The 24,888-nt window shown below is 70.1% G+C and carries 25 protein-coding genes and 1 pseudogene; 20 read left to right on the top strand and 6 right to left on the bottom strand.

The window, feature by feature from the left end; genetic code table 11:
- The 3 genes and pseudogenes from Q0480_RS02715 to Q0480_RS02705 all read left to right on the top strand — a co-directional run.
- Positions 1–285: pseudogene (locus Q0480_RS02715) on the top strand (hypothetical protein); the annotation flags it as partial.
- A 1-nt stretch (position 286) separates the two neighbouring features.
- Positions 287–925, top strand: a complete 639-nt coding sequence (locus tag Q0480_RS02710) for a tetratricopeptide repeat protein (RefSeq protein ID WP_299130361.1) — start codon at positions 287–289, stop codon at positions 923–925.
- Entirely contained in the window at positions 925–2,109 is a 1,185-nt protein-coding gene (locus Q0480_RS02705; protein WP_299130359.1) for a hypothetical protein, read from the top strand. Before Q0480_RS02710 ends, Q0480_RS02705 begins: the two co-directional genes overlap by 1 nt.
- Positions 2,110–2,151: 42 nt before the next feature.
- Here the strand turns inward: Q0480_RS02705 and Q0480_RS02700 are convergent, their stop codons facing one another.
- The 3 genes from Q0480_RS02700 to ribA all read right to left on the bottom strand — a co-directional run bounded on the left by Q0480_RS02700 (position 2,152) and on the right by ribA (position 5,119).
- Positions 2,152–3,450, bottom strand: a complete 1,299-nt coding sequence (locus Q0480_RS02700) for an FAD-binding oxidoreductase (RefSeq protein WP_299130357.1) — start codon at positions 3,448–3,450, stop codon at positions 2,152–2,154.
- A 69-nt stretch (positions 3,451–3,519) separates the two neighbouring features.
- Positions 3,520–4,020: a L,D-transpeptidase family protein gene (locus Q0480_RS02695; RefSeq protein WP_299130355.1), complete on the bottom strand. Its 501-nt coding sequence runs from the start codon at positions 4,018–4,020 to the stop codon at positions 3,520–3,522.
- Between the two features lie 25 nt (positions 4,021–4,045).
- A complete protein-coding gene (ribA, locus tag Q0480_RS02690) occupies positions 4,046–5,119 on the bottom strand; it encodes a GTP cyclohydrolase II (protein WP_299130354.1) in 1,074 nt (357 codons plus the stop codon).
- 159 nt (positions 5,120–5,278) lie between these two features.
- Between ribA and Q0480_RS02685 the strand changes: the two genes are divergently transcribed.
- The 6 genes from Q0480_RS02685 (at position 5,279) to Q0480_RS02660 (ending at position 11,117) form a co-directional block, all read left to right on the top strand.
- Positions 5,279–5,965: a response regulator transcription factor gene (locus tag Q0480_RS02685; protein WP_299130352.1), complete on the top strand. Its 687-nt coding sequence runs from the start codon at positions 5,279–5,281 to the stop codon at positions 5,963–5,965.
- 79 nt (positions 5,966–6,044) lie between these two features.
- A complete protein-coding gene (locus Q0480_RS02680) occupies positions 6,045–7,028 on the top strand; it encodes an NAD(P)-dependent alcohol dehydrogenase (protein WP_299130350.1) in 984 nt (327 codons plus the stop codon).
- Between the two features lie 493 nt (positions 7,029–7,521).
- Positions 7,522–8,310, top strand: a complete 789-nt coding sequence (locus Q0480_RS02675; protein ID WP_299130348.1) for an exodeoxyribonuclease III — start codon at positions 7,522–7,524, stop codon at positions 8,308–8,310.
- A gap of 24 nt (positions 8,311–8,334) precedes the next feature.
- Complete coding sequence (locus Q0480_RS02670) at positions 8,335–9,081, top strand: enoyl-CoA hydratase-related protein (RefSeq protein WP_299130346.1); 747 nt, start codon at positions 8,335–8,337, stop codon at positions 9,079–9,081.
- A gap of 466 nt (positions 9,082–9,547) precedes the next feature.
- Positions 9,548–9,859 carry a Dabb family protein gene (locus Q0480_RS02665; RefSeq protein WP_299130343.1) on the top strand — a complete coding sequence of 104 codons (312 nt, stop codon included), beginning with the start codon at positions 9,548–9,550 and terminating at the stop codon, positions 9,857–9,859.
- Complete coding sequence (locus tag Q0480_RS02660) at positions 9,849–11,117, top strand: glycerate kinase (protein ID WP_299130341.1); 1,269 nt, start codon at positions 9,849–9,851, stop codon at positions 11,115–11,117. Before Q0480_RS02665 ends, Q0480_RS02660 begins: the two co-directional genes overlap by 11 nt.
- Positions 11,118–11,120: 3 nt before the next feature.
- Here Q0480_RS02660 and Q0480_RS02655 read toward each other — a convergent pair whose 3' ends face one another.
- A complete protein-coding gene (locus tag Q0480_RS02655; RefSeq protein WP_299130339.1) occupies positions 11,121–12,506 on the bottom strand; it encodes a HAMP domain-containing sensor histidine kinase in 1,386 nt (461 codons plus the stop codon).
- 443 nt (positions 12,507–12,949) lie between these two features.
- Here Q0480_RS02655 and rpmH point away from each other — a divergent pair, with 443 nt between their 5' ends.
- From rpmH to yihA, 8 genes are all read left to right on the top strand, one after another.
- A complete protein-coding gene (gene rpmH, locus Q0480_RS02650) occupies positions 12,950–13,087 on the top strand; it encodes a 50S ribosomal protein L34 (protein WP_299130336.1) in 138 nt (45 codons plus the stop codon).
- A 13-nt stretch (positions 13,088–13,100) separates the two neighbouring features.
- Positions 13,101–13,478 (top strand): ribonuclease P protein component, encoded by a 378-nt coding sequence (gene rnpA / locus Q0480_RS02645; RefSeq protein WP_299130334.1) that lies wholly within the window; start codon positions 13,101–13,103, stop codon positions 13,476–13,478.
- Between the two features lie 13 nt (positions 13,479–13,491).
- Positions 13,492–13,710, top strand: a complete 219-nt coding sequence (gene yidD, locus Q0480_RS02640) for a membrane protein insertion efficiency factor YidD (protein WP_299130332.1) — start codon at positions 13,492–13,494, stop codon at positions 13,708–13,710.
- Between the two features lie 50 nt (positions 13,711–13,760).
- Complete coding sequence (gene ttcA, locus Q0480_RS02635; RefSeq protein WP_299130329.1) at positions 13,761–14,591, top strand: tRNA 2-thiocytidine(32) synthetase TtcA; 831 nt, start codon at positions 13,761–13,763, stop codon at positions 14,589–14,591.
- A 303-nt stretch (positions 14,592–14,894) separates the two neighbouring features.
- A complete protein-coding gene (locus Q0480_RS02630; RefSeq protein WP_299130327.1) occupies positions 14,895–16,892 on the top strand; it encodes a bifunctional diguanylate cyclase/phosphodiesterase in 1,998 nt (665 codons plus the stop codon).
- A gap of 66 nt (positions 16,893–16,958) precedes the next feature.
- Positions 16,959–18,782 (top strand): membrane protein insertase YidC, encoded by a 1,824-nt coding sequence (gene yidC, locus Q0480_RS02625; protein ID WP_299130325.1) that lies wholly within the window; start codon positions 16,959–16,961, stop codon positions 18,780–18,782.
- Position 18,783: 1 nt separating this feature from the next.
- Positions 18,784–19,539 (top strand): MOSC domain-containing protein, encoded by a 756-nt coding sequence (locus tag Q0480_RS02620; protein WP_299130324.1) that lies wholly within the window; start codon positions 18,784–18,786, stop codon positions 19,537–19,539.
- Positions 19,536–20,186 (top strand): ribosome biogenesis GTP-binding protein YihA/YsxC, encoded by a 651-nt coding sequence (yihA, locus tag Q0480_RS02615; protein WP_299130323.1) that lies wholly within the window; start codon positions 19,536–19,538, stop codon positions 20,184–20,186. The genes Q0480_RS02620 and yihA overlap by 4 nt, the downstream gene beginning before the upstream one ends.
- A gap of 57 nt (positions 20,187–20,243) precedes the next feature.
- Here yihA and Q0480_RS02610 read toward each other — a convergent pair whose 3' ends face one another.
- Positions 20,244–21,509: a PHB depolymerase family esterase gene (locus Q0480_RS02610; protein WP_299130321.1), complete on the bottom strand. Its 1,266-nt coding sequence runs from the start codon at positions 21,507–21,509 to the stop codon at positions 20,244–20,246.
- 64 nt (positions 21,510–21,573) lie between these two features.
- Positions 21,574–21,999: a CopG family transcriptional regulator gene (locus Q0480_RS02605; RefSeq protein WP_299130320.1), complete on the bottom strand. Its 426-nt coding sequence runs from the start codon at positions 21,997–21,999 to the stop codon at positions 21,574–21,576.
- Positions 22,000–22,204: 205 nt separating this feature from the next.
- Here Q0480_RS02605 and Q0480_RS02600 point away from each other — a divergent pair, with 205 nt between their 5' ends.
- The 3 genes from Q0480_RS02600 to cysT all read left to right on the top strand — a co-directional run bounded on the left by Q0480_RS02600 (position 22,205) and on the right by cysT (position 24,845).
- Positions 22,205–22,666 (top strand): Rrf2 family transcriptional regulator, encoded by a 462-nt coding sequence (locus Q0480_RS02600; RefSeq protein WP_299130318.1) that lies wholly within the window; start codon positions 22,205–22,207, stop codon positions 22,664–22,666.
- Between the two features lie 100 nt (positions 22,667–22,766).
- Entirely contained in the window at positions 22,767–23,993 is a 1,227-nt protein-coding gene (locus tag Q0480_RS02595; protein WP_299130316.1) for a sulfate ABC transporter substrate-binding protein, read from the top strand.
- A 12-nt stretch (positions 23,994–24,005) separates the two neighbouring features.
- Positions 24,006–24,845, top strand: a complete 840-nt coding sequence (cysT, locus tag Q0480_RS02590; RefSeq protein WP_299130315.1) for a sulfate ABC transporter permease subunit CysT — start codon at positions 24,006–24,008, stop codon at positions 24,843–24,845.
- Positions 24,846–24,888: the final 43 nt, after the last annotated feature.

Here is a 24,888-nt window from a genome sequence, read left to right as displayed (position 1 = left end):
GGTGTTCTACTCGCTGGCGGCCAGCATGGTCACGGTGTGGCTGTGGATGACCGGCCTCAAGCATGTGCCGGCCTCGCAGGCCGGCGTGTTCACGGTGATGCTGCCGGTGGCGGCGCGGCGGGCGAGGCGGCGCGTCCCGGGCCGGTGCTTGCGGCGGCGGCGGAACGGGCCAGCGCCTCGCCGGCGGCGGCGGACATCACGCTGCTCACCTTTCGCGACCTCGGGCGCTATCTCCTCACCGTTCCGGCGCTGCTGGCGCTGGCCCTTTTCCGGCGGAGCGCCTGAGATGCGGCGGCTCCCCTGGATCCTCGCAGCGCTCGCGCTGGTCGCCGTCGTCCTGGCCGGACCATCGGCCTGGGGTCGTCTCTTGCTGCGCTCCGGCTTCCCCGCCGCGGCCTCTGGCCTGATCCCCGCGCCGCGCTGGCAGGGGGTGGCGCTCTACGAGGCCGGTGACTACGCCGGCGCCGACGCGGCCTTCGCGCGGAGCGGGCGCGGCTCCACCTACAACCGCGGCAACAGCCTGGCGCTGACCGGCGAGTACGAGCTCGCCGTCGCCTATTACGACGCGGTGCTCTATGTCGATCCGGCGGACGCGGATGCGATCGCCAATCGGGCGCTGATCGCCCCGTTTCTCGACGAGGTGCACGGCCCGACCAGTGGCGCGCTCGGCAAGCTCGGTACCGAGACGGCGCCGGACGAACGCCCTCACGGCGGCACCTACGAGATGACGATCCAGGCGCTGATGCGCGACCGGCCGCGGCTCGCGCGGCCCGGCGACACCCGCCAGTCCGTGGTGGCCGGGCCGGACTGGCTGACCGCCCTGCCCGATGATCCCGGCCGCTATCTCAAGCTCCGCCTCGCCGCCGAGCATGCCCGGCGGGTCGAGGCCGGAACCGCCGCCGAACCGGGCGCGAACCCATGGTGATGCGGCTGCTCCTCGCACTGACGTTCCTGCTCGCGGGCCTTCCGGCGGCGGCCGAGACGGCGTGGCCGCCGGAAACCAGGCTGCGCCTCCTGCTCGATCCGGCGCCGCCGCCAGTGATGGGCGAGATGGTGCTGGCCACCCTGCGCGGCGAATATATCGGCAATGTCGCGCTCGAACATCTGAGCGTGCCGGCACTCGACGGCTTCGGATGGCTGCAACTCACGCCACCCGTCTGGCGCGAGGAGCGGATCGCCAATCGCCTGACCAAGGTCTTCGAACAGCGGCTCGCCCTCTTTCCGCGGCGCGCCGGGGCGCTCACGATCGGACCGATCACTCACGCGCTGACATTCGCCGGCGAAGGGCCGCGCCGGCTGGCCGTCGAGGCGGTGACGGAGCCGGTCGCGATCGAAGTCGCCTATCCACCCGACCTCGGCGGAACGACCTGGATGCCGGCGCGGTCGGTCAGCGTCACCGACGACTGGGACCCCGAGCCGGACACGCTGGCACCCGAGCAATGGACGCGGCGGACGGTGACGATCGAGGTCGCCGGTCTGCCCCCGGAGTCCTTGCCACCCGCCCCGTCGATGGCGGCTGGCGGGCTGTTCAGCTTCGTCGATCCCGAGGAGCGTTCGGTGAAGCTGACGCCGGACGGTCCGATCTCGACCGTGGTCTGGCACTACCGGATGCAACCGCAGAGCGACGCGCCGGCCGATCTCGACGACATTCCGATCAGCTGGTTCGACACCGGCGCCCGGGTCGGCCGCGAGGAAGTGCTCGAAGGCCGCGAGGTGGCCTTCGCCGCCTCGGCCCTGCCGCGCGCGCCCGGCCTCCTCGCACGGCGGGCGATCCCGGTCGGCCTCGGCGGCGGGTTGCTGCTCGGCCTCGGAGTTCTGCTCCCCCGACTCGGTCCCGGTCGCGGGCGCGGGGTCGGCTGGGCGCGGCGCCGGTTCGCGCTCGGCCGAGCCGTCGCCGCGCTCTGCATCGCGGACGCCCGCCGCGACGCGCCGCGCGCCCGCGCCGCGCTCGTCTCCCTGCTGCGGGCGAGCGGCGTCGATCCCGCCGCGTCCCGCGCCCTCGCCCGCCTCGACCGCCATCTCTTCACTCCCGACGGCGGTGACTGGCCTTCCCTGTCGCGCGCCGCGGTGGCGGAGGTCCGGGCGGCCCTTCGGACGCGCCCGGTCTGAAGACTCGCCCTCGCGCCTGCCAGCCGCTCAAGGCGTGGCGGGTCAGAGGCGGTCGCGAAGGGCGTACCAGGTCATGGCGAGGGCGAGGAGCGGCGCGCGCAGACTGGCGCCGCCGGGGAAGGGCAGCGCGGGTATACCGGCGAAGAGATCGAAGCGCTCGGCGCCGCCGCGCACGGCCTCGGCCATCAGCTTGCCGGCGAGCGTGGCCATGGCGACGCCATGGCCGGAATAGCCGGCGGCTGAGAAGACGTTCGACCCCAGTCGCTGGAACGCCGGCATCCGGCTGCGGGTGATCGCGAGCGTGCCACCCCAGGCATGCGTGATCCGGGTCTCGCGCAGCTGGGGATAGATCGCGCGCATTCGCGGCCCGACCACCGCCGCGATATCGCGCGGGAAACGGTAGCCGTAGCTCTCGCCGCCACCGAACAGCAGGCGCCGGTCCGGGGTCATCCGCCAGTAGTTCACCACGAAGCGCGAATCCGCCGCGGCGATGTCGCCGCGCAGCAGCGGCGCGGCGAGTTCCGGGGCGAGCGGCTCGGTCGCCACGATGAAATTGTTGATCGGCATCACCCGCGCCGCCACGGCCGGGACGAGGTCGCCGAGATAGCCGTTGCAGGCGACGAGCACATATCGCGCGCGCACCTCTCCGCGCGCCGCGCGGACCGGTGGGCCGATGGAGGTGACCCGGCTTGCCTCGTGGATATGAACCCCCGCCGCGCTGGCCGCCCGCGCGAGGCCGAGGGCGAAGTTGAGCGGATGAAGATGCGCCGCGCCCCGATCGAGCGCGCCGCCGTGAAACGCCTCCGTCCCCAGCGCCTCGGCGGTTTCGCGCGCGTCGAGCGAGGTGATCGATTCGTAGCCATAGTCCCGCGCGAGCCTTTCGGCATAGGCCGCGCTCTCGGCGACATAGGCGCGCCGGTGGTGGGCATAGAGCACACCGGGCCGCAGGTCGCAGGCGATGGCATGCCGCGCGATGAGCTCGGAAACCAGCGCCCGCGCTTCCTGCGCCAGCCGCCAGAGCGCGTGCGCGCGGGCGACGCCGACCGCCGCCTCCAGCCAGTCCTGGTCGCGACGCTGGCTGGAGCCGACCTGGCCGCCGTTGCGCCCCGAGGCGCCCCAGCCGACGCGCGCCGCTTCGAGCAGACGCACATCGAACCCCGCGCGCGCGAGATGCAGCGCCGCCGAGAGGCCGGTATAACCACCGCCGATCACGCAAACGTCCGCGGTGACGGCGCCTTCGAGGGGGGAAAACGGAGGCGACGCGGCGGCGGTTTCGGCGTACCAACTGGCGGGGTAGTCACCCGTCGGGTCGTTCGCCGTGAGAAGATCGAGCTGCCGCACCTCCCCAAGCTCCAGTCGCTCCGCGAGTAGAACTGTAGGTCTTCCGGCGGGCGACGGCAACCTCCCCGCTCAGGGGGCGCGGACGACGACCCGGGCGCGCGGCGTCCAGCGCGCGAGGATCCAGGCGAGGTCCGCCGCGCGGAAAGCGACGCAGCCGGCCGTGGGATGGCGGGGTCGGCGCCAGACATGGAGAAATATCGCACTTCCGCGCCCCGGCGTGACCGGATGCCGGTTCCAGTCGAGCACGGCGACGAGATCGTACATCGGGTCGGGCCTGCGCAGCGCCTCGTGGCCGAAGCGGCTCGGCCGGCGGATCCGCGCGTTGTAGGCGGGATCGGCCGGGTCGTCGGACCAGCCGTCGCGGGGGCCGATCGCGCCATTGCGCCAGGCGAACGCGCGCCAGGCGCGATCGGGACGGGCGAGCACCGCCTCGATCCGGTGACGTCCGACAGGCGTGATCCCGTCGCCTTCCGCCCGCTTGTCGCCGAGGCCGCCGCGGCCGACGGCGCAGGGGAAGGTCCGGCCGGCGAAGCGGGCGCCCCAGCGCGTCACGATCAGGTCGCCCGTCACGTCGCAAGTCCCGTCACATTGCCCGTCACAGGAGGTGGCCGCTCTTGGCCGCCTTGGTGTCGAGATAGTCGCTGTTGAACGACGAGCGGCCGACGCGGAGCGGCACCCGCTCGACCACCTCGAGGCCGCAGTTCCGCATCATCGCCACCTTGGCCGGATTGTTGGTCATCAGCCGCACGCGCGAGAAGCCCATCGCCTTCAGCATATTGGCACCAAGCCGGAAATCGCGCTCGTCATCCTCGAAGCCGAGCCTGTGGTTGGCCTCGACCGTATCGAAGCCCTGGTCCTGCAACGCGTAGGCCCGCATCTTGTTGGCAAGGCCGATGCCCCTGCCCTCCTGATTGAGATAGAGCAGCGCGCCGGCGCCCTCCGCCCCGATCTGGGCCAGCGCGGCGCGCAGTTGCGGGCCGCAGTCGCATTTCAGGCTGCCGATCACGTCGCCGGTGAAACAGGCCGAATGCAGGCGGCAGAGCACGGGCGCGGCCCGGTCGGGCGCGCCGATCTCCACCGCGTAGTGCTCGTCGCCGCCGTCGAGCGGGCGGAACACGCGGACCCGACCCGCCCGCGACACGGCGAGCGGCACGCGGGCGGCGGCGACCTCGGCGACAGCGCCCGCGTCGCCTTCCGGCACGTGACCGATGTCGAGCCGTCCAAGTTCGGGGAAGACCGCGTCGGCCGGGACCGGCGCGACCAGCGCGGCGGGCAGGAGATGCGCCTGCTTGCACAGGCGGATCGCGGCGCGATGAAGGGCGGCCGAGCCGTCGCGCCGCGTCGCATAGGGGCCCTTCATCGGCGTGTCGAGGTCGAAGGCCGGATCGGCGGTCGCCCGCGCCCAGCCGAGATCGGCGTCGCGTGGCAGGATCACCCGCGCGAGATCGCCGTCGTAGGCCCGCGCCCGGAGCGTCGCCGCGCGCCAGTCCGAGATCGCGAGATCGACCGGCCCGAGTGCCCGCAGATCCGCGAGACGCTCCGCGCTCGCGGTCTCGGCCGCGAGGACGATGGCCGAGGCCCCGCCGCCTTCGAGCAGCAGCGGCGCGCCGATCCGCAGGTCGACCCGGGCCCGGGCGAGCAGTTCCCGCGGGGTGAGGGCGAGTGTCATCGAAGGTGCCTCCGGGGGCCGCGAGGCCCGGACTCGGGCGCGCGTCCCGAACATGGTTTGAAACAATCGCCGCGCAAGGGACACAGTGGCGTGAGACGCGGGCACGAAATATTGCGCGAAAGCGGCCGGCGAAACAACTCTTCGCAAAAGGAGCGTGATATGAGCAACTTGAAGAAGATCCTGATGGTCGACGACGACGCCGACCTGCGCGAGGCGCTGGCCGACCAGCTGGTGATCACCGAGGAGTTCGACGTGTTCGAGGCCGGCACCGGCGCCGAAGGGCTCGCCAAGGCCTCCGAGCAGCACTACGACCTCGTCATCCTCGACGTCGGCCTGCCCGACATGGACGGGCGCGAGCTGTGCCGGCTGATGCGCAAGCATGACGTGAAATGCCCGATCGTGATGCTGACCGGGCACGTGGCCGACAGCGACACCATCCTCGGGCTCGATTCCGGCGCCAACGACTATATCGCCAAGCCCTTCAAGCTGCCGGTGCTGCTCGCGCGCATCCGCGCGCAACTGCGCCAGCATGAGCAATCGGAGGACGCGGTGTTCGGCGTCGGCCCATACACCTTCAAACCGGCCGCGAAGCTGCTGCTCGACGCCAAGGAGAAGAAGATCCGGCTGACCGAGAAGGAAACCAACATCCTGAAATATCTCTACCGCGCCAACGACGCGGTGGTGCCGCGCGACATCCTGCTGCACGAGGTCTGGGGCTATAACGCCGGCGTCACCACGCACACGCTCGAGACCCATATCTATCGCCTGCGCCAGAAGATCGAGCCCGATCCGGCCAATGCGCGGATCCTCGTCACCGAGCCGGGCGGCTATCGGCTGGTGCCCTGATCCGGCCAGCTTCGCGGGTTCAGGCCGGGTTGGGCCCGCGTCGGGACTCCGCGACGGTCATGGAGAGGAGTCCTCGGGAATGAAGGCCGCCGTCTGCGACCGCTATGGCCCGCCGGATGTCGTCGTGATCCGCGAGGTGCCGCCGATCCGGCCGGGACCGGGCGACGTTCTGGTTCGCGTTGGCGCATCCTCGGTCACGACCGGCGACTGGCGGATGCGGTCGGCGGCCTTTCCCGGCATTACCTGGCTGCCGGGCCGTCTGATGTTCGGCATCCGCAAGCCGCGCAAGGGCGTGCTCGGCGGTGACTTCGCCGGAACGGTGGAGGCTGTCGGGGCGGGCGTCACGGGTTTCGCGCCCGGTGATCGCGTGTTCGGGTTCAGCGGCGTGGGCGCCCATGCCGAGGCGGTGGCGGTCAAGGCGACGGGCGCCATCGCCCCGACGCCGGAAAACCTCACCGATGTCGAGGCCGCGGCGGTTCCCTTCGGCGCCCTGTCGGCCCTCGTCTTCCTGCGGGATTTCGCCAAGGTCCGGCCCGGCCACAGGGTTCTGCTGATCGGCGCGTCGGGTGGCGTCGGCTGCTATGCAACTCAGATCGCACGCCATCTCGGGGCGACCGTCGATGCCGTCTGCGGCCCCGACAACCGCGATCTGGTCCAGACGCTCGGCGCCGATCACGTCTTCGACCATACGCGCGACGACATGACGGCGACGACCCGGCGATACGACGTCATCATGGACATCGTGGGCGTGTCTGATTTCGCGCGCTGCCGGCCCATCCTGACCGGGACGGGCGTTTTCGTGCCCCTGAACTTCGGCTCGCTCGGCGAGATCGCGCAGGCCCTCTGGACCGCGCGGCGCGCCGGGCAGAGAATGGTACTCGGCACCAGCGGCGAGAAGCAACAGGACCTGAAGGAGATCGCCGACCTGTTGCGTAGCGGGGCGATCCGGCCGGTCGTGGATCGCATTCTTCCGTTCGCCGAAATCGCCGACGCCCACGCCTATGTCGAAAAACGCCGCCGTCGCGGCGGCGTCGTTCTTTCGATGGACGCCCTCGCCGCCTGAGATGATACCAGATCCGTTTGATTGGTTCGGATCGAGATGTTTTCGCGGACCGCTCTTGGGGGCGCCAGGGGCGCGCCCGGAGCAAGCTTGCGGAGGGCGCTAGGGGTGCGGATTTCTCCGGGAGGGTTGAATCGGGGCGGGTGTGCCCGGCTTGACCGTTGAAGACGGTCATGCCCCCGCGGGGCATGCCCGTCACGATTTCGCGTAACCTCGAAATCGCGCAGTGGAGGCTCGGACATCGCGCATCGCCCGGATGGCGCAGACGGGGCCGCGGGGACACCGACATGGGCGCCGCCTTGGGCGGCTACGCGAGGTCGGGGCTGGGAAGGGCGCAGGCGAAGCAATCAAACGGATTTGGTATGAGATCCCGGAAAACCGGCGCATCGCGCGCCTCCTTGGCGCCACGCCCGGGGGTCGGGGTGCCGACGGGTATCCGAAACTCTCCCGCCGCTGACGGCTTGTGATCGCCCGGCCCGCTTCGTAAGGAGCGGGCATGACGCTCAAGATCTGCACCTGGAACATCAACTCCGTTCGCCTGCGCGAGCCCTCCGTGCTGCGGTTCCTGCGCGAGGCGGCGCCGGATGTGCTATGCCTGCAGGAGATCAAGACGCCGCTCGAACATTTCCCGCGGGAGGGCCTGCGCGCGCTCGGCTATGAGCATGTCGTCGCGCGCGGGCAGAAGAGCTACAACGGCGTTGCCATCATTTCCCGGGTCGAGATCGAGGACGCGGGCCAGCGTGATTTCTGCGCCAAGGGCGATGCCCGGCATGTCGCGGCCCGGCTCGCCTCCGGTACCGTGATCCACAACCTCTATATCCCGGCCGGCGGTGATATCCCCGATCCGGTCGCCAATCCGAAATTCCGCCACAAGCTCGATTTCCTCGAAGAATTGCGCGCCTGGTTCGGTGCCGAGCGGCCCCATGCCTCGATCCTCGTCGGCGATCTCAATATCGCCCCGCGCCCGGACGATGTCTGGAACCACAAGCAGTTGCTCAGGATCGTGTCGCACACGCCGGTCGAGACCGAGGCGATGGAGGCGATGCGCGCCGCCGGCGGCTGGGTCGATATCACGCGCGCGCATATCCCCGACGGTCGGCTCTATTCCTGGTGGTCCTATCGCTCGCCCGACTGGAACGCCGCCGACAAGGGGCGGCGGCTCGATCATGTCTGGGCGACGCCGGACCTCGCGATGCGCTCCGGCGGCAGTGGCATCGCCCGGCATGTGCGCGGCTGGGAGCAGCCGAGCGACCATGTGCCCGTCTTCGCCGAGTTCGAGATCTGAGATGCGATTCCCGAGAGGTTCGAGATGATCGACGCCACCCTGACCGGCCCGGTCGGCCGCGTCGTGCTGAACAGCCCCGCCACCCACAACGCCCTCGATTTCGCGGCGCTGATCCGCGCGGCGGAGCTGCTGGAGGAATGGGCGGAGCGGCCGGACCTGCGCGCCGTGGTGGTGACCGGCACCGGCCGCAGCTTCTGTTCCGGCGTCAGCCTCGGCGACGTGGCGGAGGTCGACTGGTCGGACAATCCGCTGACCCGGCTCTGCGACCGGCTGGAAGCCTTTCCGGCGCCGACCATCGCCGCGCTGAATGGCGGGGTCTATGGCGGTGGGGTCGAAATCGCGCTCTCCTGCGATTTCCGGGTCGGCGTCATCGGCATGAAGGCCTTCGCACCGCCCGCCCGGCTCGGCATCCATTACGAGGCGGCGGGGATCGCGCGCGCCGTTCAGCGCCTCGGGCCGCAGATGGCCCGACGGCTGTTCCTGCTGGCCGAAAGCTTCGACGGCGACCAGCTGCTGGCCGCGGGCTTCATCGATCACCTCGTCGCCCCCAAGGCGCTGGAGGAGAAGGTCGCCGAAATGACCGGAACGCTGGAGGCGCTGGCGCCGCTCGCGGTGCGGGGCATGAAGCGCACGATCCTCGAGATCTCGCGCGGCGTACTCGACACGGAGGCGGCGAAGGCGCGCGTCGCCGCCTGCTTTGCCTCGGCGGACCATGCCGAGGGCCTCGCGGCGCAGCGCGAGAAGCGGCCGGCGAAATTCGCCGGGCACTGAATAGAACTCGGCCTCGCGAAGGTCATCGGCCAGGGTATACCAACGGCCCATCTCATCGACTTCCCGACCAAGCGCGCCAGAGGCACGCGCGGCACAGGCCCGACAAAGCCGAGGCACTGCCTCGGCCGGGCCGATCGCTGGAGGGCCGGAGGCCCGGAGGCGATAAGGGGCGGAGATTTCCCCGGACCCCGAAGTACGGACGTGGGCGCCCCTGGGTGGCCGCGCACGCGGACACCCCGCCACGCCGGAGGCGTGCCTTCGGCACGACAGGGGCGTCCGCGGCCGGTCTCGCCGACGGCCGAGACCGGCACCTCCGCGGTTGCACCCGGAGGACAGGCCGGGGCTGGTGTCCGGCCGTTGAGAAAGGGTCATCCGTCCGGGCCGTCGGTACGAACCGATCCGAAGGGATCGCTTCCAAACCCGCGCGCCGCGACTATGCTGTGACAAACCAGTCCGGGGGAAGCCGATGATCCGACACATGGTGCTGCTGCGGTTTCGCGCCGAGGTGAGCGCGGGCGAGCGCGCCGCGCTGATGGCCGATCTCGGCGGGCTGCGGGCGCGTCTGCCCGGCATCGTCGGCTTCACGACGCTGCGCAATGTCAGCCCGGAGGCGCCGGTGGTGCACGGGTTCGAGGACGGCTTCGGCGTCGATTTCCGCGACGCGGCGGCGCGGGACGCCTACCTCGCCGACGAGGGGCATCGCGCGATCGGCGCCCGGCTGGTCGCGGCCTGCGACGGCGGGATCGAGGGCCTGATCGTGTTCGACCATGCGCTCTGACACGGGGGCCCGCGCACTGCTGCGCGCGCTGCTGGACGCGGCGATCGCCGCCGCGCTGCCCGACCGGAGCGTCGCCCTGAACCTGCCGGAGCGGCCGAAGGGGCGCACCGTCGTCGTCGGCGCCGGCAAGGGCGCGGCGCAGCTCGCCCAGGCGCTGGAGGCGGCGTGGGATGGACCGCTCTCCGGCGTCGTTGTCACCCGCTACGGCTATGGCGCGCCCTGCGAGCGGATCGAGGTGCTGGAGGCCGCGCATCCCGAGCCGGACGCCGCCGGCATCGTCGCCGCGCGGCGGCTGCTCGAGGCGGTTTCCGGGCTCGGACCGGACGATCTGGTCATCGCGCTGATCTGCGGCGGCGGATCGGCGCTGCTGCCCTGCCCGCCCGCCGGCCTGACGCTGGAGGACGAGCTGGCGGTCAACCGCGCGCTCCTCGCCTGCGGCGCGCCGATCTCGGAGATGAATGTGCTGCGCAAGCACGTCTCCGGCATCAAGGGCGGACGCCTCGCCAAGGCGGCCGCGCCCGCGCGCGTCGCCTCGCTGGTGGTCTCCGACATTCCGGGCGACGATCCCTGGCTCGTCGCCTCCGGGCCGACGGTGCCGGACCCGGCGGGACCGGAGGCGGCGCGGGCGGTGGTTCGCCGCTATCGCCTCGATCTGCCGAAGGCGGTGCTCGACCATCTCGCCCGGCCGGATTGCGCGGCGCCGAGCCCGGATGATCCGGCCTTCGCGCGGAACACGGTTCGGGTCATCGCCTCGGCCGCCGTCTCGCTGGAGGCGGCGGAGGCCGCCGCCGCCGCGAAGGGGCTGCGGGCGGTGATCCTGTCCGACGCGGTCGAGGGCGAGGCGCGCGAGGTCGCCCGCGTCCACGCCGCCATCGCCCGGGAGATCGCGGCCCGCGACCGGCCGTTTCCGCGGCCCGTGGTCCTGCTCTCCGGCGGCGAGACGACGGTGACGCTCCGCGGGCGCGGCAAGGGCGGGCGCAACAGCGAATTCCTGCTGTCGCTGGCGCTCGGGCTCGACGGAATGGCCGGCGTGACCGCGCTCGCCGCCGATACCGACGGCATCGACGGGTCCGAGGACAACGCAGGTGGCTTCGCGGATGGCGGCACGGTCGCGCGCATCCGGGCGGCCGGCGCCGACCCCCGCGCGCTGCTCGACGGCAACGATGCCTGGACCGCGCTCGACCTCGCCGGCGATCTGCTGGTGACGGGTCCGACCGGGACCAACGTCAACGACTTCCGGGCGATCCTGATCTCCTGAGGATCAGGGCATCGGCAAAGTGACGCGAAAGACCGTGCCGGCGGGGCCCGTCTCGGCGAGGGTGAGAGCGCCGCCGTGGCCCTTGACGAGTTCGGCGGCGATGACGAGGCCGAGGCCGGAGCCGCCCTGACGCGCGCCGCCCCGGAACGGCTGGAACAGGTTCTCGCGCGCCTTCGCCGGCAGGCCGGGCCCGGTGTCGGCCACCGAGACCTCGCACCAGGCCCCGGCGGCGCGCGCCGAGACGGTGACGGTGCCGGGCCTGCCCGAGGTCTCGATCGCCTGGCCCGCGTTGCGGACGAGGTTCGACAGCACGCGAAACAGCTGGTCGGCGTCCGCCCGGACCCGAAGCGCCGCGGGAATATCGGCGAGGATCGCGATCCCCTTCTGCGCGACGCCTTCGCTCTCGCTCTCGACCACCTCGCAGACCAGCGGCGCGAGCGGGACGGCGGCGAGCACCGGCGGCGGCTCCTCGGCCTTGCCGAAGGCGAGCGTCCGTTCGCAGAGCGCGATGGCCCGGGAGAGGGAATGCACCAGCTTCGGGGCGGTGCGCCCGACGGCCGGATCGGCGCTCGCCTCGATCCGGTCGGCGAGAAGCTGCGCCGTGGTGAGGAGGTTGCGCAGGTCATGACTGATCTTCGCCACCGCGCCGCCCAGCGCCGCGAGCCGCTCCTTCTGGCGCAGGGCCGCGGCGAGCTGCACCTGCAGGTCGCGCAGCGCGGTCTCGGCCTGGCGCAGCTCGCGCACCCGGCTCTTCGGAGCGATCACCCGGGTCGCATCCTCCGGCGCGTCGCGATAGGCGATCATGCTGTCGGCGACCCGCTTGATCGGCCGCACGATCAGCCATTGCACCGCGTAGAACAGGAGCGCTGCGACCCCCGCCGAGGTGACGAGCGACAGATAGAGGATGCGCAGGCCGTAGGCGATCATCTGCTCGCGCAGCGGCGCCTCGTACATGGTCACCTGCACCTCGCCCTTGAGCCCCTGCTGGGTGTAGCCCTTGACCGAGATCACCCGGTTGTCGGACGACAGGAACACCCGCGCCCCACCGCGGATCAGCTCGACGAGACCGGCGTCGCGCAGGTCGTAGCTGGCCTCGACCATCGGCGGGTTCTCGACCGACATGGCGAGTTCGCGAACCTCGGCGCGCTGCAGGGTCACGGTCAGCAGGTCGGCCGTGGCGAGCAGTTCGGACTGCAGGTTCGGCGCGACGTCCTGGTCCGGCGGCGTCGCGAGCAAGGCGAGCGCCGCGAGCTGCCCGAGATCGAGCCGATGCTGCAGGTAGCTCTCGCGAAAGCGCGCCACCGCGGGAACGAAGATCAGGACCTCGGCGATCACCACGAAGAGGATCACCAAGCCCAGGATCCGGCCCGATAGCGTATTCAGAAACATGCGAAATCCGAGGCAGCGCGGTCGCACCGGACTCTATGCGCTGCGCCCGACGCGGACAAGGCGCGGGTCCGGGTCCGCGCGGCCCGTCGGGAACGCGTTCCGCCCCGGGATCACACGCCGTCGCGCTCATCTCGCGATCCGCCGGGGCAGCACATCCCCGCGACCGCGCCTTGCCGACCTGCCAGGGGCAAGCCGCACGGGCGGGTACCCCGAGCACACCCGCGGAAGGCGCGAGGGGGCCAGATGTCTCCGGCAGGAATCAATGGTGGCGATCATGCCCGGCTGGACCATTGAAAACGGTCACACCGCTGGTGGCCAAATTCGATGCGCGGCCCTCCGTCCTGATTGACTCCTCCGGCGCCCGGTCCTATAGGCAGGCCTTCGAATTTCGGGCGTCGCGGCGACCCGGGCCGGCTTCGCTCCGGCGCTGACTGGAGAAGAAGATGTCGAAACGTACCTTTCAGCCGAGCAACCTCGTGCGCAAGCACCGGCACGGCTTTCGCGCCCGCATGGCGACCAAGAGCGGCCGGATCATTCTGAACCGCCGCCGGGCCATCGGCCGCAAGCGCCTGTCGGCCTGAGCCGCCGGCCGCCATGGCGGCTGTCCGGACGCTGACGCGCCGCGCGGATTTCCTCGCCGCCGCTCGGGCGCGGCGCAAGTCGCGCCCCGCCTTCACCCTGCAGGCGCGTCAACGCGCGCCGGGCGAGTTGACCGCGGAAAAGTTGACCGGCGAGGAGCCAACCGGGACAAGCGCCCGCGTCGGCTTCACCTGTTCAAAGAAGGTGGGCAACGCGGTCGCGCGCAACCGCGCCAAGCGCCGGCTGCGCGCCGCCGCCCGCGCGGTGCTGGCCTCGGGCGCGCGGCCGGGCTGGGACTATGTGCTGATCGGCCGTCCCGGAGTGACCGCGACCCACCCCTTCGACCAGCTTTGCGACGACCTGCGGAGCGCGCTCGAGTCGGTGCACGCATGAGCCCGGCGCAAGCATGAGCCCCGCCGCGCATCTGCTCGCGCTGCCGGTGCGGGCCTATCGGCTGCTGCTCTCGCCCTGGGTCGGAATGCATTGCCGCTTCCAGCCGACCTGCTCGGCCTATGCGCTCGAAGCGCTCGACCGGCATGGCGCGCTGCGCGGCGGCTGGCTGACGCTGCGCCGGATCGGCCGCTGCCATCCCTGGGGCCCCTCCGGCATCGACCCCGTGCCCTGACCGGGCTGGAGTCGTTGCAGGGCGGGGCGGGCCGCGCTATGGCTCGGGGCATGTTGGACGACGAAGACGACATCCCCGGGAACGAGATCCATCCGTTGTTCGCCGGGGCGCCCGCCTCGACGGAGTTCCGCAAGCTGCGCAAGCGGATCATCCGCCTGACCCGCGAGGCGATCGAGACCTACGGCATGGTCCGCCGCGGCGATCGCTGGCTGGTCTGCCTGTCCGGCGGCAAGGACAGCTATACCCTGCTCGCCGCCCTGACCGAGCTCAGTTGGCGCGGCCTGCTGCCCGTCGAGATCCTCGCCTGCAACCTCGACCAGGGTCAGCCAGGCTTTCCGGCGACCGTGCTGCCGGAGTTCCTGACCCGCATGGGGGTGCCGCACCGGATCGAGTATCAGGACACCTATTCGATCGTCATGGACAAGGTGCCGGCGGGCAAGACCTACTGCGCGCTCTGCTCGCGCCTGCGCCGGGGCAACCTCTACCGGATCGCGCGGGAGGAAGGCTGCGCGGCGGTGGTGCTCGGCCACCACCGCGACGACGTCATCGAGACCTTCCTGCTCAACCTCTTTCACGGCGGCAAGCTCGCCGCCATGCCGCCGCGGCTCCTGAACGACGAGGGCGATCTCCATGTGCTGCGACCTCTGGCGCTGGTGCCCGAGGCCGATTGCGCGCGGTTCAGCCGGGCAATGAACTATCCGATCATCCCCTGCGACCTCTGCGGCAGCCAAGACGGGCTCTGGCGCCAGCGGATCAAGCAGATGGTCGATGGATGGGAGGAGGCGAGCCCCGGGCGCCGCGCGATCCTGTTCCGCGCCTTGACCCAGGTAAATCCGAGCCACCTGCTCGACCCGGGTCTCTTCGATTTCAAAGGGCTGTGAGGCGCCCGCCGCCGGCGGGCGGCGCGGCCTTTGCCGCGCGACCCGAGCGCGCGGTGCGCGCAAGTCTTTCCTTGTTTCGCACCTGTTGGCGCGAAACGACTGCTCTCCAGGTTAGCAAACCTGAATGAAACCGAAGGTGGCCCTCCTCCGGGTCCGGCCGCGCTTTCGGATTGGTCACGAAGGGCGACGGCGCCCGGGGGCCTGACGGGAAGCTGAAAATTCGCCGAGAATGCGGGGGAGAATCGGAGCGGCCCCCGGAGCCGAATTAACGCTTGCTGAGGCCCGCCCGCCCTAGGATCGGGCATGATCACCGCGTCCGAATCCTCGTCCCGTCCGGCCCCGGACCGCCTGTTCGCAGGCGTGACCTGGACCATCCTGGGCATCGGCCTGGCGCTGGCCGTGATCTCGCATGCGATCTTCGACGCGGCGATCCGCGACCAGGGACGGGCGTGGCAGCGGGCCCGGGTCAGCGCGGAGGCGTCCGACGCCGCGCAGGCGGCGCTGGCGAAGCTGGTGGCGCTCGACGCCGACAAGGATCCGGCGGCGAAGGATCTCTCCCGTGCGAGGCAGGATCTCGGCTGGCTTCTGCAGCGGGACGGGATCCGCGCGGCGCCCGGACAGGACGCGGACGAGATCGGCCATGTCGCGGACGAGGCGCGCGCCATCCTGACCCGACCCGGCTTCGGTGCGACCGCGGTGACCGAGCTTCGCGGCCTCGTGGCGGGGCAGCTGGCGCCGAGGCTGGATCTCGCGCGGATGCGCGCCGCCGGCGATAGCGCGCGCGCGGCGACGCGGGCGCGCCAGATCCTGCTCGGCTCGCTTCTCGCCCATGCGCTGGTCGGCGCCGGACTGGTCACCTGGGTCGTGCTGCCGGCGCGGCGGCGGGTGCGCGACTGGGTGCGGCGCACGCTCGAGGCGGATCGGGAGAACCGCTTCCGCCTGCTGCATGATCCGCTGACCTCGCTGCCGAACGCGACCTATCTGCATGCCTATCTGTCGCAGCTCGCGGCCGGTGCGAAGCGGGCGCAGACGCAGACCGCCGTGCTGCGCATCGACCTCGACAAGTTCAGCCTCCTGCGCGAGACGCTCGGGCAGCGCACGACGGACGAGATCATCCGCATCACCGCCCGCCGCGTGCAGCACGCGCTGCGCGCCGGCGATTTCGCCGCCTATCTCGGCCAGGACGATTTCGTGGTGGTGGCGGGGGATCTGGAGGATGCGAACGCGGCGGCGACGATCGCCGGGCGGATCCAGAGCGCGCTCGCCAAGCCCTTCTCGATCCGGGGTGGCGCCCGCCGGCTCGGCTCCAGCATCGGCGTCACCCTGCTCTCCGACGACGAGGCCGATCCCGACCGTGTGATCACCAATGCCGAGATCGCGCTGGCCGAGGCGCAAAGCGCCGGCCCGGGCAACATCCGCTATTTCCGCGAGAGCCTGCGCGTCGAGGTGGAAAGGCGCCAGACCCTCTATACCGAGCTTCTGTCCGGGCTCGGCCGGGGCGAACTCGTTCCCTTCTTCCAGCCGCAGGTCGATCTGCGCAGCGGCCGCTTCGCCGGCTTCGAGGCGCTGGTGCGCTGGGAGCATCCCCGGCACGGCCTGCTGACCCCGGCGGCGTTTCTCGAGCACGCCGAGCAGGCCGATCTGACCGAGCGGATCGGCGAGGTGGTGTTGACCCGTACGCTGGAGGCGATCCGGGCCTGGGACGACGCGAGCCTCGACGTTCCCCGGGTCGGCGTCAATTTCGCCCTCGCCCAGTTGCGCGACCCGAGGCTGATCGAGAAGATCAAGTGGGAGGTCGAGCGGTTCGACCTCGACCCGTCGCGCCTCGCCATCGAAGTGCTGGAGACGGTACTGATCAAGAGCGACGCCGATCTCGTGGTGCGCAACCTGCGCGGTCTCGCCTCCGCCGGGTTCCATATCGAACTCGACGATTTCGGCACCGGCCATGCCTCGATCTCGAACCTGCGCCGCTTCATGGTCAATCGCATCAAGATCGACCGCGGCTTCATCTTCGGCATCGAGACCTGCGAGGAACAGCAGAAGCTGACCGCCTCGATGATCGCGATGGCGCGGGCGCTCGGCATCAGCACCTTGGCCGAAGGAGTCGAGACCGAGGACGCGGAGGCGATGCTGCGCCGGCTCGGTTGCGACCTCTTCCAGGGATTTCTCCTCGCCAAACCGATGTCGCGGGCCGACACGTTCCACTGGCTGCGCTCGTTCAACGCCCGGCCCTACGACATGTCCGGTCCCCGCCTTCCGGGCCTCGGCGGAGCGGTGGCCGGCGACCCGAATACACCTTGACGTTTGACCCCGGCGGCTGTTGAACCCCCCAGACTATATTGTCGGGGTCAGACCGGAGTCACCTTCATGGACGACCAGAACAGGAATCTGATCCTGGCGACCGCGCTGAGCTTCCTGGTCATCCTGGTCTGGTTCCTGCTGTTTCCGCCGCCGGAATCGCAGACAGCGCCCCAGACGCCGGCGGTCACCCAGGCCGACGGCACGGTGAGCGTGCCAGCCGTCGCGAGCGGCGCGGGCACGACCCAGGCGCCGACTCTGGAGGTGGCGCAGACCGCGACGCGGGCCGAAGCGCTGAACAAGACCGAGCGCGTCGAGATCCGTACCGCCCGGTTGACCGGGTCGCTGTCGCTGGTCGGCGGCCGCGTCGATGACCTCAGCCTCAACGACTATTTCGTGACCGTCGACAAGGGTTCGCCCAATGTCACGCTCCTGTCGCCCGCCGGGGTGCCGAACGCCTATTACGCGCTCTACGGCTGGTCGCCGGCCGAGGGGCTGGCGGCGAACGCCGTGCCGGGGCCGAGCACGCCCTGGCGCGCGGAGAGCGGCGCGGTGCTGACCGAGACGACGCCGGTGACGCTGGTCTGGGACAATGGCGCGGGGCTCATCTTCCGTCGCGTGATCGCGGTGGACGACAATTTCATGTTCACCACCACCCAGTCGGTCGAGAACACCACCGCCGCGCCGGTCCGGCTCGCGCCCTACGGCATCATCGCGCGGCACGGAATCCCGTCCGATCTGATGAACTTCTATATCCTGCACGAGGGGGTGATCTCGGTCACCGACGGCCAGCTCAACGAGCTGAAATACAAGAAGATCATGGATCTGCCGGTCGACCCGGCCGAGGGCGCCGCCGCGCAGCGGATCGATGTCACCGGCAACGGCTGGATCGGCTTCACCGACCACTACTGGATGACGACGCTCATCCCGTCGCCGACCCAGCCCTTCACCGCCGTGACGAAATACACGCAGGCGACCGACACCTTCCAGACCGACATCCGCATGCCGGTGATGACGGTGGGCCCTGGCGAAACCGCGCAGTCCGTCACCTCGCTCTTCGCCGGCGCCAAGGAATGGGCGACGATCCGCGACTACCAGAACGACATGCATATCGACCGCTTCGTCGATTCCATCGACTGGGGCTGGTTCTTCTTCCTCACCAAGCCGATCTTCTGGGTCCTGCACCAGATGCACGCGCTGATCGGCAACATGGGCCTCGCGATCATCGGCCTCACCTTCATCATCAAGCTGCTGCTGTTCCCGCTCGCCTACAAGTCCTACGTCTCGATGTCGAAGATGAAGGCGCTTCAGCCGGAGATGGAGAAGCTGAAGGAAGCCGCCGGCGACGACCGGGTGAAGATGCAGCAGGAGATGATGGCGCTCTACAAGCGGGAAAAGGTGAACCCCGCCGCCGGCTGCTTGCCGATCCTGTTGCAGATCCCGATCTTCTTCTCGCTCTACAAGGTGATCTTCGTCACGCTGGAGCTGCGCCACGCGCCGTTCTTCGGCTGGATCCGCGATCTTTCCGCGCCCGATCCGACGAGCTGGATGAACTTCTTCGGCCTGCTGCCCTGGGCCGCGCCGACCCATGCCAGCGCGCTCGGCATCCTGTCGATCGGGGTCTGGCCGATCCTGCTCGGCCTGTCGATGTGGCTGCAGCAGAAGCTGAACCCGGCGCCCGCCGACAAGACCCAGGCGATGATCTTCACCTGGATGCCCTGGATCTTCATGTTCATGCTCGGCAAGTTCGCCAGCGGGCTGGTGATCTACTGGGTGGCGAACAACTCGATCACCTTCGGCCAGCAATACACGATCATGCGCACCCAGGGGATCAAGCCCGACGTTTTCGGCAACATGCTCAGCGGGCTCCGAAAGCTCCGCAAGGCGAAGTAGCGTGGCGCTGGCCGTCACTCATCTCTGGCGGCACCCGATCAAGGGACACGGCGTCGAGGGGCTCGGGGCCGTGACCCTCGCCGCCGGCGCCACCCTGCCTTGGGACCGGGTCTGGGCGATCGCCGACGCCCGGGCCAGGATCGCGCCCGGCGCGACCGAATGGGCGCCGTGCGTCAATTTCAGCCGCGGTGCGAAATCGCCCCGGCTGATGGCGATCCGCGCCAGCGTCGACGAGGCGGCCGGGCGGGTGACCCTGACCCATCCGGCGCGGGAGCCGCTGACCGTCGATCCCGACGACGCCGGGGACGCCGCGCGCCTCATCGCCTGGGTGACGCCGCTCACCAGTCCCGAGCGGCCGGCGCCGGCCTTCGTCGCGCGAGCCAGGGTCGGGATGACCGACAGCGATTTCCCGTCGATCGCGCTTCTCAACCAGGCAAGCCTCGCCGCGCTGTCCGACCGGCTCGGCCAGCCGCTGGCGATGGAGCGTTTTCGCGGCAACATCTGGCTCGAAGGACTCGCGCCCTTCGCCGAGTTCGAGCTCGTCGGCCAGACGCTGCGGATCGGCGGGGCGACGCTCCGCGTGCGCGAGGTCATCACCCGCTGCAAGGCGACCACCGCCAATCCCGAGACGGGCCTCGTCGATGCCGACACGCTCGGCGGCCTGCGCGCCGGCTGGGGCCATCAGGATTTCGGCGTCTATGCCGAGGTGGTGACGGGCGGCCGCGTCGCGGTCGGGGACGCGGCGGCGCTCGCGTGAAGCAGGTCTTCACCCTCGCCGAACCGGCCGAACCGGGGGCGGTTGAGGCCGGGCGCCGGCTCTTCGCGGGGCCTTGCGATTTCCTCAAGGGCGTGACGGCGATGGAGGCCCTGCCGCCCGCCGACCGGCTGGAGGTCTGTTTCGCCGGCCGCTCCAACGTGGGCAAGTCGAGCCTGATCAACGCGCTGACCGGTCGCAAGGCGCTGGCGCGGGCCTCGAACACGCCCGGACGGACGCAGGAGATCAATTTCTTCGCGCTCGGGCCGGCGCGCTATCTCGTCGATCTGCCGGGCTATGGCTTCGCCGAGGCGCCGAAGGCGGTGGTGGAGAAATGGCAGGCGCTGCTGCGCGCCTATCTCGCCGGGCGGCCGACGCTGCGGCGGGTGTTCCTGCTGATCGACGCGCGCCACGGGGTGAAGGCGGTCGATGGTGAGATCATGGCGCTGCTGAACCGCTCGGCCGTGACCTTCCAGCTGGTGCTGACCAAGGCCGACAAGCCGCGCCCGGGCGAGCTGTCGCCGACCATCGAACAGGTGAAGGCGGCGCTTGGCCAGCATCCCGCCGCCTTCCCGGAGATCGTCGTCACCTCCGCCGAGACCGGCGAGGGCATCGAGACGCTGCGCGCGATCATCGCGGAAATGGCCTGACCGGTACCGTCGGGGCACGCCACCCGCGCCGCCACCACCGGCCGGCGGTGGCGGCCGTCAGGTCGACGGCGCAGGCTGGCCTTCGTCAGCGCTTTCGGGGGCGCCTTCGAGGAAGAAGCGCACCATTTCCGCCGAGGCGTCGGGGCCGGCGGGGTCGGTGAAAGATCCGGCCGCCTGCCCGCCGGACCAGGCATGGCCCGCCGCCTCGACAAGCCAGACCTCGCCGCCGGCCGCCCCGTCCGCCGCCGGGATGACCGATCGGATATAGCTTCGCCCGCCCGCCGATCGTCCCGCCTCACCCGCGGAGCCCGGCGGCACCGCGACGAGCCGCGTCGCATTCGCCGGATGCACCGTGCGATCCGCGTCGCCATGAAAGACGATGGTCCGCGCGCGCGTCGCCGCCGCGCCCGGGCGCGGTGCCAGCTCGCCGCGCATCGCAGCGAAGGCCGAGAGCACGTCGTTCGCCGTCCCCGTCGGCACACCGGAATGGATGCCCGCCGCCGCGTAAAGCTCGGGATAGGCTTCCGCCATCACCGCCGCCATCGCACCGCCGGCCGAAAGGCCCGCGACGAAGACCCGGTCGGGCGCGATCCCCAGTTCCTCCATCACCGCGCGGGTCATGCCGGCGATGATCGCCGGCTCGCCGGCGTCGCGCCGCTGGTCGCCCGGCCGGAACCAGTTCCAGCAGCCCGAGATATTGGCCCTCTTTCCCTGACGCGGATAGACCACCGCGAGCCCGTTCGCCTCGGCCACCGCGTTCATGCCGGTCCCCAGGGCGAAATCGTCCGGGTTCTGCCCGCAGCCATGCAGCATGACGACGAGCCCCCGCGCCGGCCGCGCCGCCGGAACATAGAGCTTGTAGCCCCGCCCGCCCGCCGCGCAATCGAACCGGCGCTCCTCGAACCGCGCCCCCTCGGGAAGGTCCGGCCGAGGCGGCTCGACCAGAGGATCGGCCGGCGGCGCGCCGTCCCGTGTCAGGCCCGCCGCGAGCCGGCCCTGGCGCAGCGCGCGCAGCACCTCGCGCAGCGGCCGCCGGATGCGCCGCGTCAGTCCCGCCAGCAGCGGGTGGCCCGGCGCCGCGGTCGGCGCCGCGGTTGGCTTCGGGCCCGAAGCAGACTCCGTCCCGGCATCCGGCTCGATGATTTCCGCCTCGGCGATCTCCGCCCGCGGATCGAGCCGCGAGCCGGCGCCGTCCGTCTCCGGCTTGCCTTCCGCCTGACGGATGCCCAGGGCCTCGGCGATGATGCGCGTCGCCTCGTCGAGCTTGCTCGCGTTGGTCGCGGCCGTCGCCCGCGCCATGGCGGCGGTGAATTCGGGAGTCATGCCTGCTCTCCTCTCAACTTGTTCACGGTCACTCGTTCAATGCAAAATTCATCCGGGCCGGCGCTCACTCCACGCGGTCGGCGAGCGCCGCCTTCACCGCGGGGCTCGCCTGCAGCGCGCCGAGCACGGTGATCGCGCCAATGGTGGCACGCGCGAGCTCAGGCGTCACATCCGCCGCGATCCGCACCAGGCCGACGACACGGATGCTGAAGGTCTCGCCAGCCGCCCGCGCCGCCTCCAGTTCCTCCCGACCGAAATCGCGCAGCCCCATCTCGAACATGTGCCGCGTGACCGAGCGGCTGACCGTCTCGGCGTGGCTCTCGAGCTGGTTGCGGATCGCGGTGCGGATCAGGTCGGTGCGGTTGGAATAGAAACCCTCGCGGACCAGCAGATCGATCCGGCCGAGATCGACGAAGCCTAGATTGATCGTGATCTTCTCGGTGTCGCCGCCCCGATCCCGGTCACGCAGCTGTCTGACATTGTCGCTCATTCGATTCTCCATCCACATGGATGGTATATGGATGGCATTTCTCGAAAGCAAGCTTTGCCTCCCTGAAATTGCCTCGCTGTCCGCCGCCCCGGTCGCTCCCGCGCCGCTCAACTCGGCGGCGCATGGAAGCAACAGGTTTCAACCGCATCGAAAAAGACGGTAAAAGCGGCTTGATTGCTCGTGATTCATGGCATAGCTGCGGAAAATGATCTCGCAGAAGACCAAATACGCGATCAAGGCATTGATCACGCTGGCCGAAGAACAGGCCTCCGGGGGCGGATCACTGCGGATCGAGGAGATCGCCAGCCGTTCGAATGCGCCCAAGCGCTTCCTCGAACATATCCTGATCGACATCCGCAACGCCGGCGTCATCGGCAGCCGTCGCGGGCGCGACGGCGGCTATGTGCTGATCAAGGCGCCCGGCAGCATCCCGATCAGCGATGTGCTGCGCATGATCGACGGCCCGATCGCGCCGCTGCCCTGCCTGTCGCGCCGCGCGTATCAGCGGTGCGAGGATTGCCACGACGAGACCAACTGCCGAATCCGCAAGGTGTTTGGCGACCTGTTCTCGGCCTATCTGCTGATGATCGAGTCGCTGACGCTGGCGGACCTCATGCGGAAAGATTCCCTCCTTCCGCCGGATGAAATGATAGCCATCGTCTCCTGATCGCCGGCGATTCAGGACATAATTCCTCACTGGAACATTATTCTTGATCATCACGATCATATCTGTCGTGATAACGCCGGAATATCGAGGAGGATTTTCTATGGACAGCTACATTCCGTGGGGCTGGCGGGCCAAACCGCTGCCCGACCAGCGCTCGACTGGGGTCGCGGATGGCGCCTGCGGGACGGTCGAGCATAGCGACGAACACACGGTGCATTTCGACGTTTTCGGTGCGATCCATCTGGCCGACCGGGTTCCGGGCCAACCCGCCGGGCCGCGCGGGACCGCTGTCCCGGTATCGCTCGCCCGCCGGCTCGGCCGATGGCTCGGGGCCTCGGCGACGGCGGCGCTGCTTGGCCTCGTGGCGCTCGGCGGCCAGCCGGCCGAGGCGCAGACCAAGCTGCTGAACGTGTCCTACGACCCGACGCGCGAGCTCTACCGTGACTTCAACGCCGCCTTCAACGCGCATTGGCAGGCCGAGGGCAAGCCGGCGCTCGACATCCAGGCGTCGCACGGCGGCTCCGGCTCGCAGGCCCGCGCGGTGATCGACGGACTCGCCGCGCAGGTCGTCACCCTGGCGCTGGCCAGCGACATCGACGCCATCGCCACGCGGTCGGGCAAGGTGCCGGCGGACTGGCAGTCGAAGCTGCCGCACAATTCCGCGCCCTATACCTCGACCGTCGTCTTCCTGGTGCGCGAGGGAAATCCGAAGGGACTGAAGGATTGGGACGACCTCGTCGAGCCGGGCGTCCAGGTGATCACCCCGAACCCCAAGACCTCCGGCGGCGCCCGCTGGAACTATCTCGCGGCCTGGGCCTATGCCAGCAAGACCTTCGGCGGCGATCAGGAGAAGGTGAAGGAATTCGTCGGCAAGCTCTTCGCCAACGTTCCGGTACTCGACAGCGGCGCGCGCGGATCGACGACGACCTTCGCCCAGCGTGGCATCGGCGACGTGCTGCTCGCCTGGGAGAACGAGGCCTACCTCGCCCTCAACGAACTCGGTGAGGACAAGTTCGACATCGTCTATCCGACGGTCTCGATCCTGGCCGAACCGACGGTGGCGGTGGTCGAAGGCAACATCACCTCCCCGGAGCAGGGCGAGGCGGCGAAGGCCTATCTCGACTATCTCTACGCGCCCGAGGGTCAGGCGATCGCACTGAAGCACTATTTCCGGGCCTGGGACACCAGCGCGGCGGCCGCCGCCGATGTCGAGCGCTTCCCCAAACTCGAACTCGTCTCGATCGCGGATTTCGGCGGCTGGGCCAAGGTTCAGCCGGAACATTTCGGCGACGGCGGCGTATTCGACCAGATCTTTGCCGGGAAATAGGCGTTGTCACGCATGGCCGGGTTCTCCCTCAGGGCCCCCTCCCCGATGCCAGGCTTCGGTCTGGCGTCGGGGATCGCGCTCACGCTCCTTTCCATCGTCGTGATCATTCCGATCGGCGCCCTGCTCGCACGGGGCGCCGGCATCGGCTTCGGCGAGATCGCGCGGATCGTACTGACCGAACGCGTGCTCGCCGCGCTCTGGTTGTCCTTCCGGCTCGCCTTCCTCGCGGCGCTCTTCAATCTCGTCTTCGGACTGATGCTCGCCTGGGTGCTGGTGCGCTATTCCTTCCCCGGCCGCCGGCTGATCGACGCGGCCGTTGACCTGCCGTTCGCGCTGCCGACGGCGGTGGCCGGCATCGCCCTTACCACGCTCTACGCCCCGAACGGCGCCTTTGGCGCGCCGCTGGCCGAACTCGGGATCAAGGTCGCCTATGCCCCGCTCGGCATCTGGATCGCCCTCGTCTTCGTCGGCCTGCCCTTCGTCGTGCGTACCGTGCAGCCGGTGATCGAGGAGGTCGACCGCGAGGTCGAGGAAGCCTCGGCCACTCTCGGCGCCTATCGCGCGCGTACCTTCGTCCGCGTCATCCTGCCGATGCTGATGCCGGCGCTGCTGACCGGCTTCGCGCTAGCGCTGGCCCGCGGGGTCGGCGAATACGGCTCGGTGATCTTCATCGCCGGCAACCTGCCCTTCGCCACCGAGATCGCGCCGCTGCTGATCGTGATCCGTCTCGAGGAATTCGACTACAACGGCGCGACCGCGATCGCGATCGCCATGCTGGCGATCTCCTTTGCCATGCTGCTCGCGATCAACCTGATCCAGGTCTGGAGCCGCAAGAGGTTCGGTGATGCATAACTTGTCCCAGGCGCCGTCGCGCGCCACTTCCGGGGAGCGGTGA

The organism is uncultured Amaricoccus sp. (assembly GCF_937891315.1).
Lineage (GTDB): Bacteria > Pseudomonadota > Alphaproteobacteria > Rhodobacterales > Rhodobacteraceae > Amaricoccus.
Note: the sequence above shows the minus strand (reverse complement) of the source record. Positions and strands in the feature narration are given on the sequence as shown.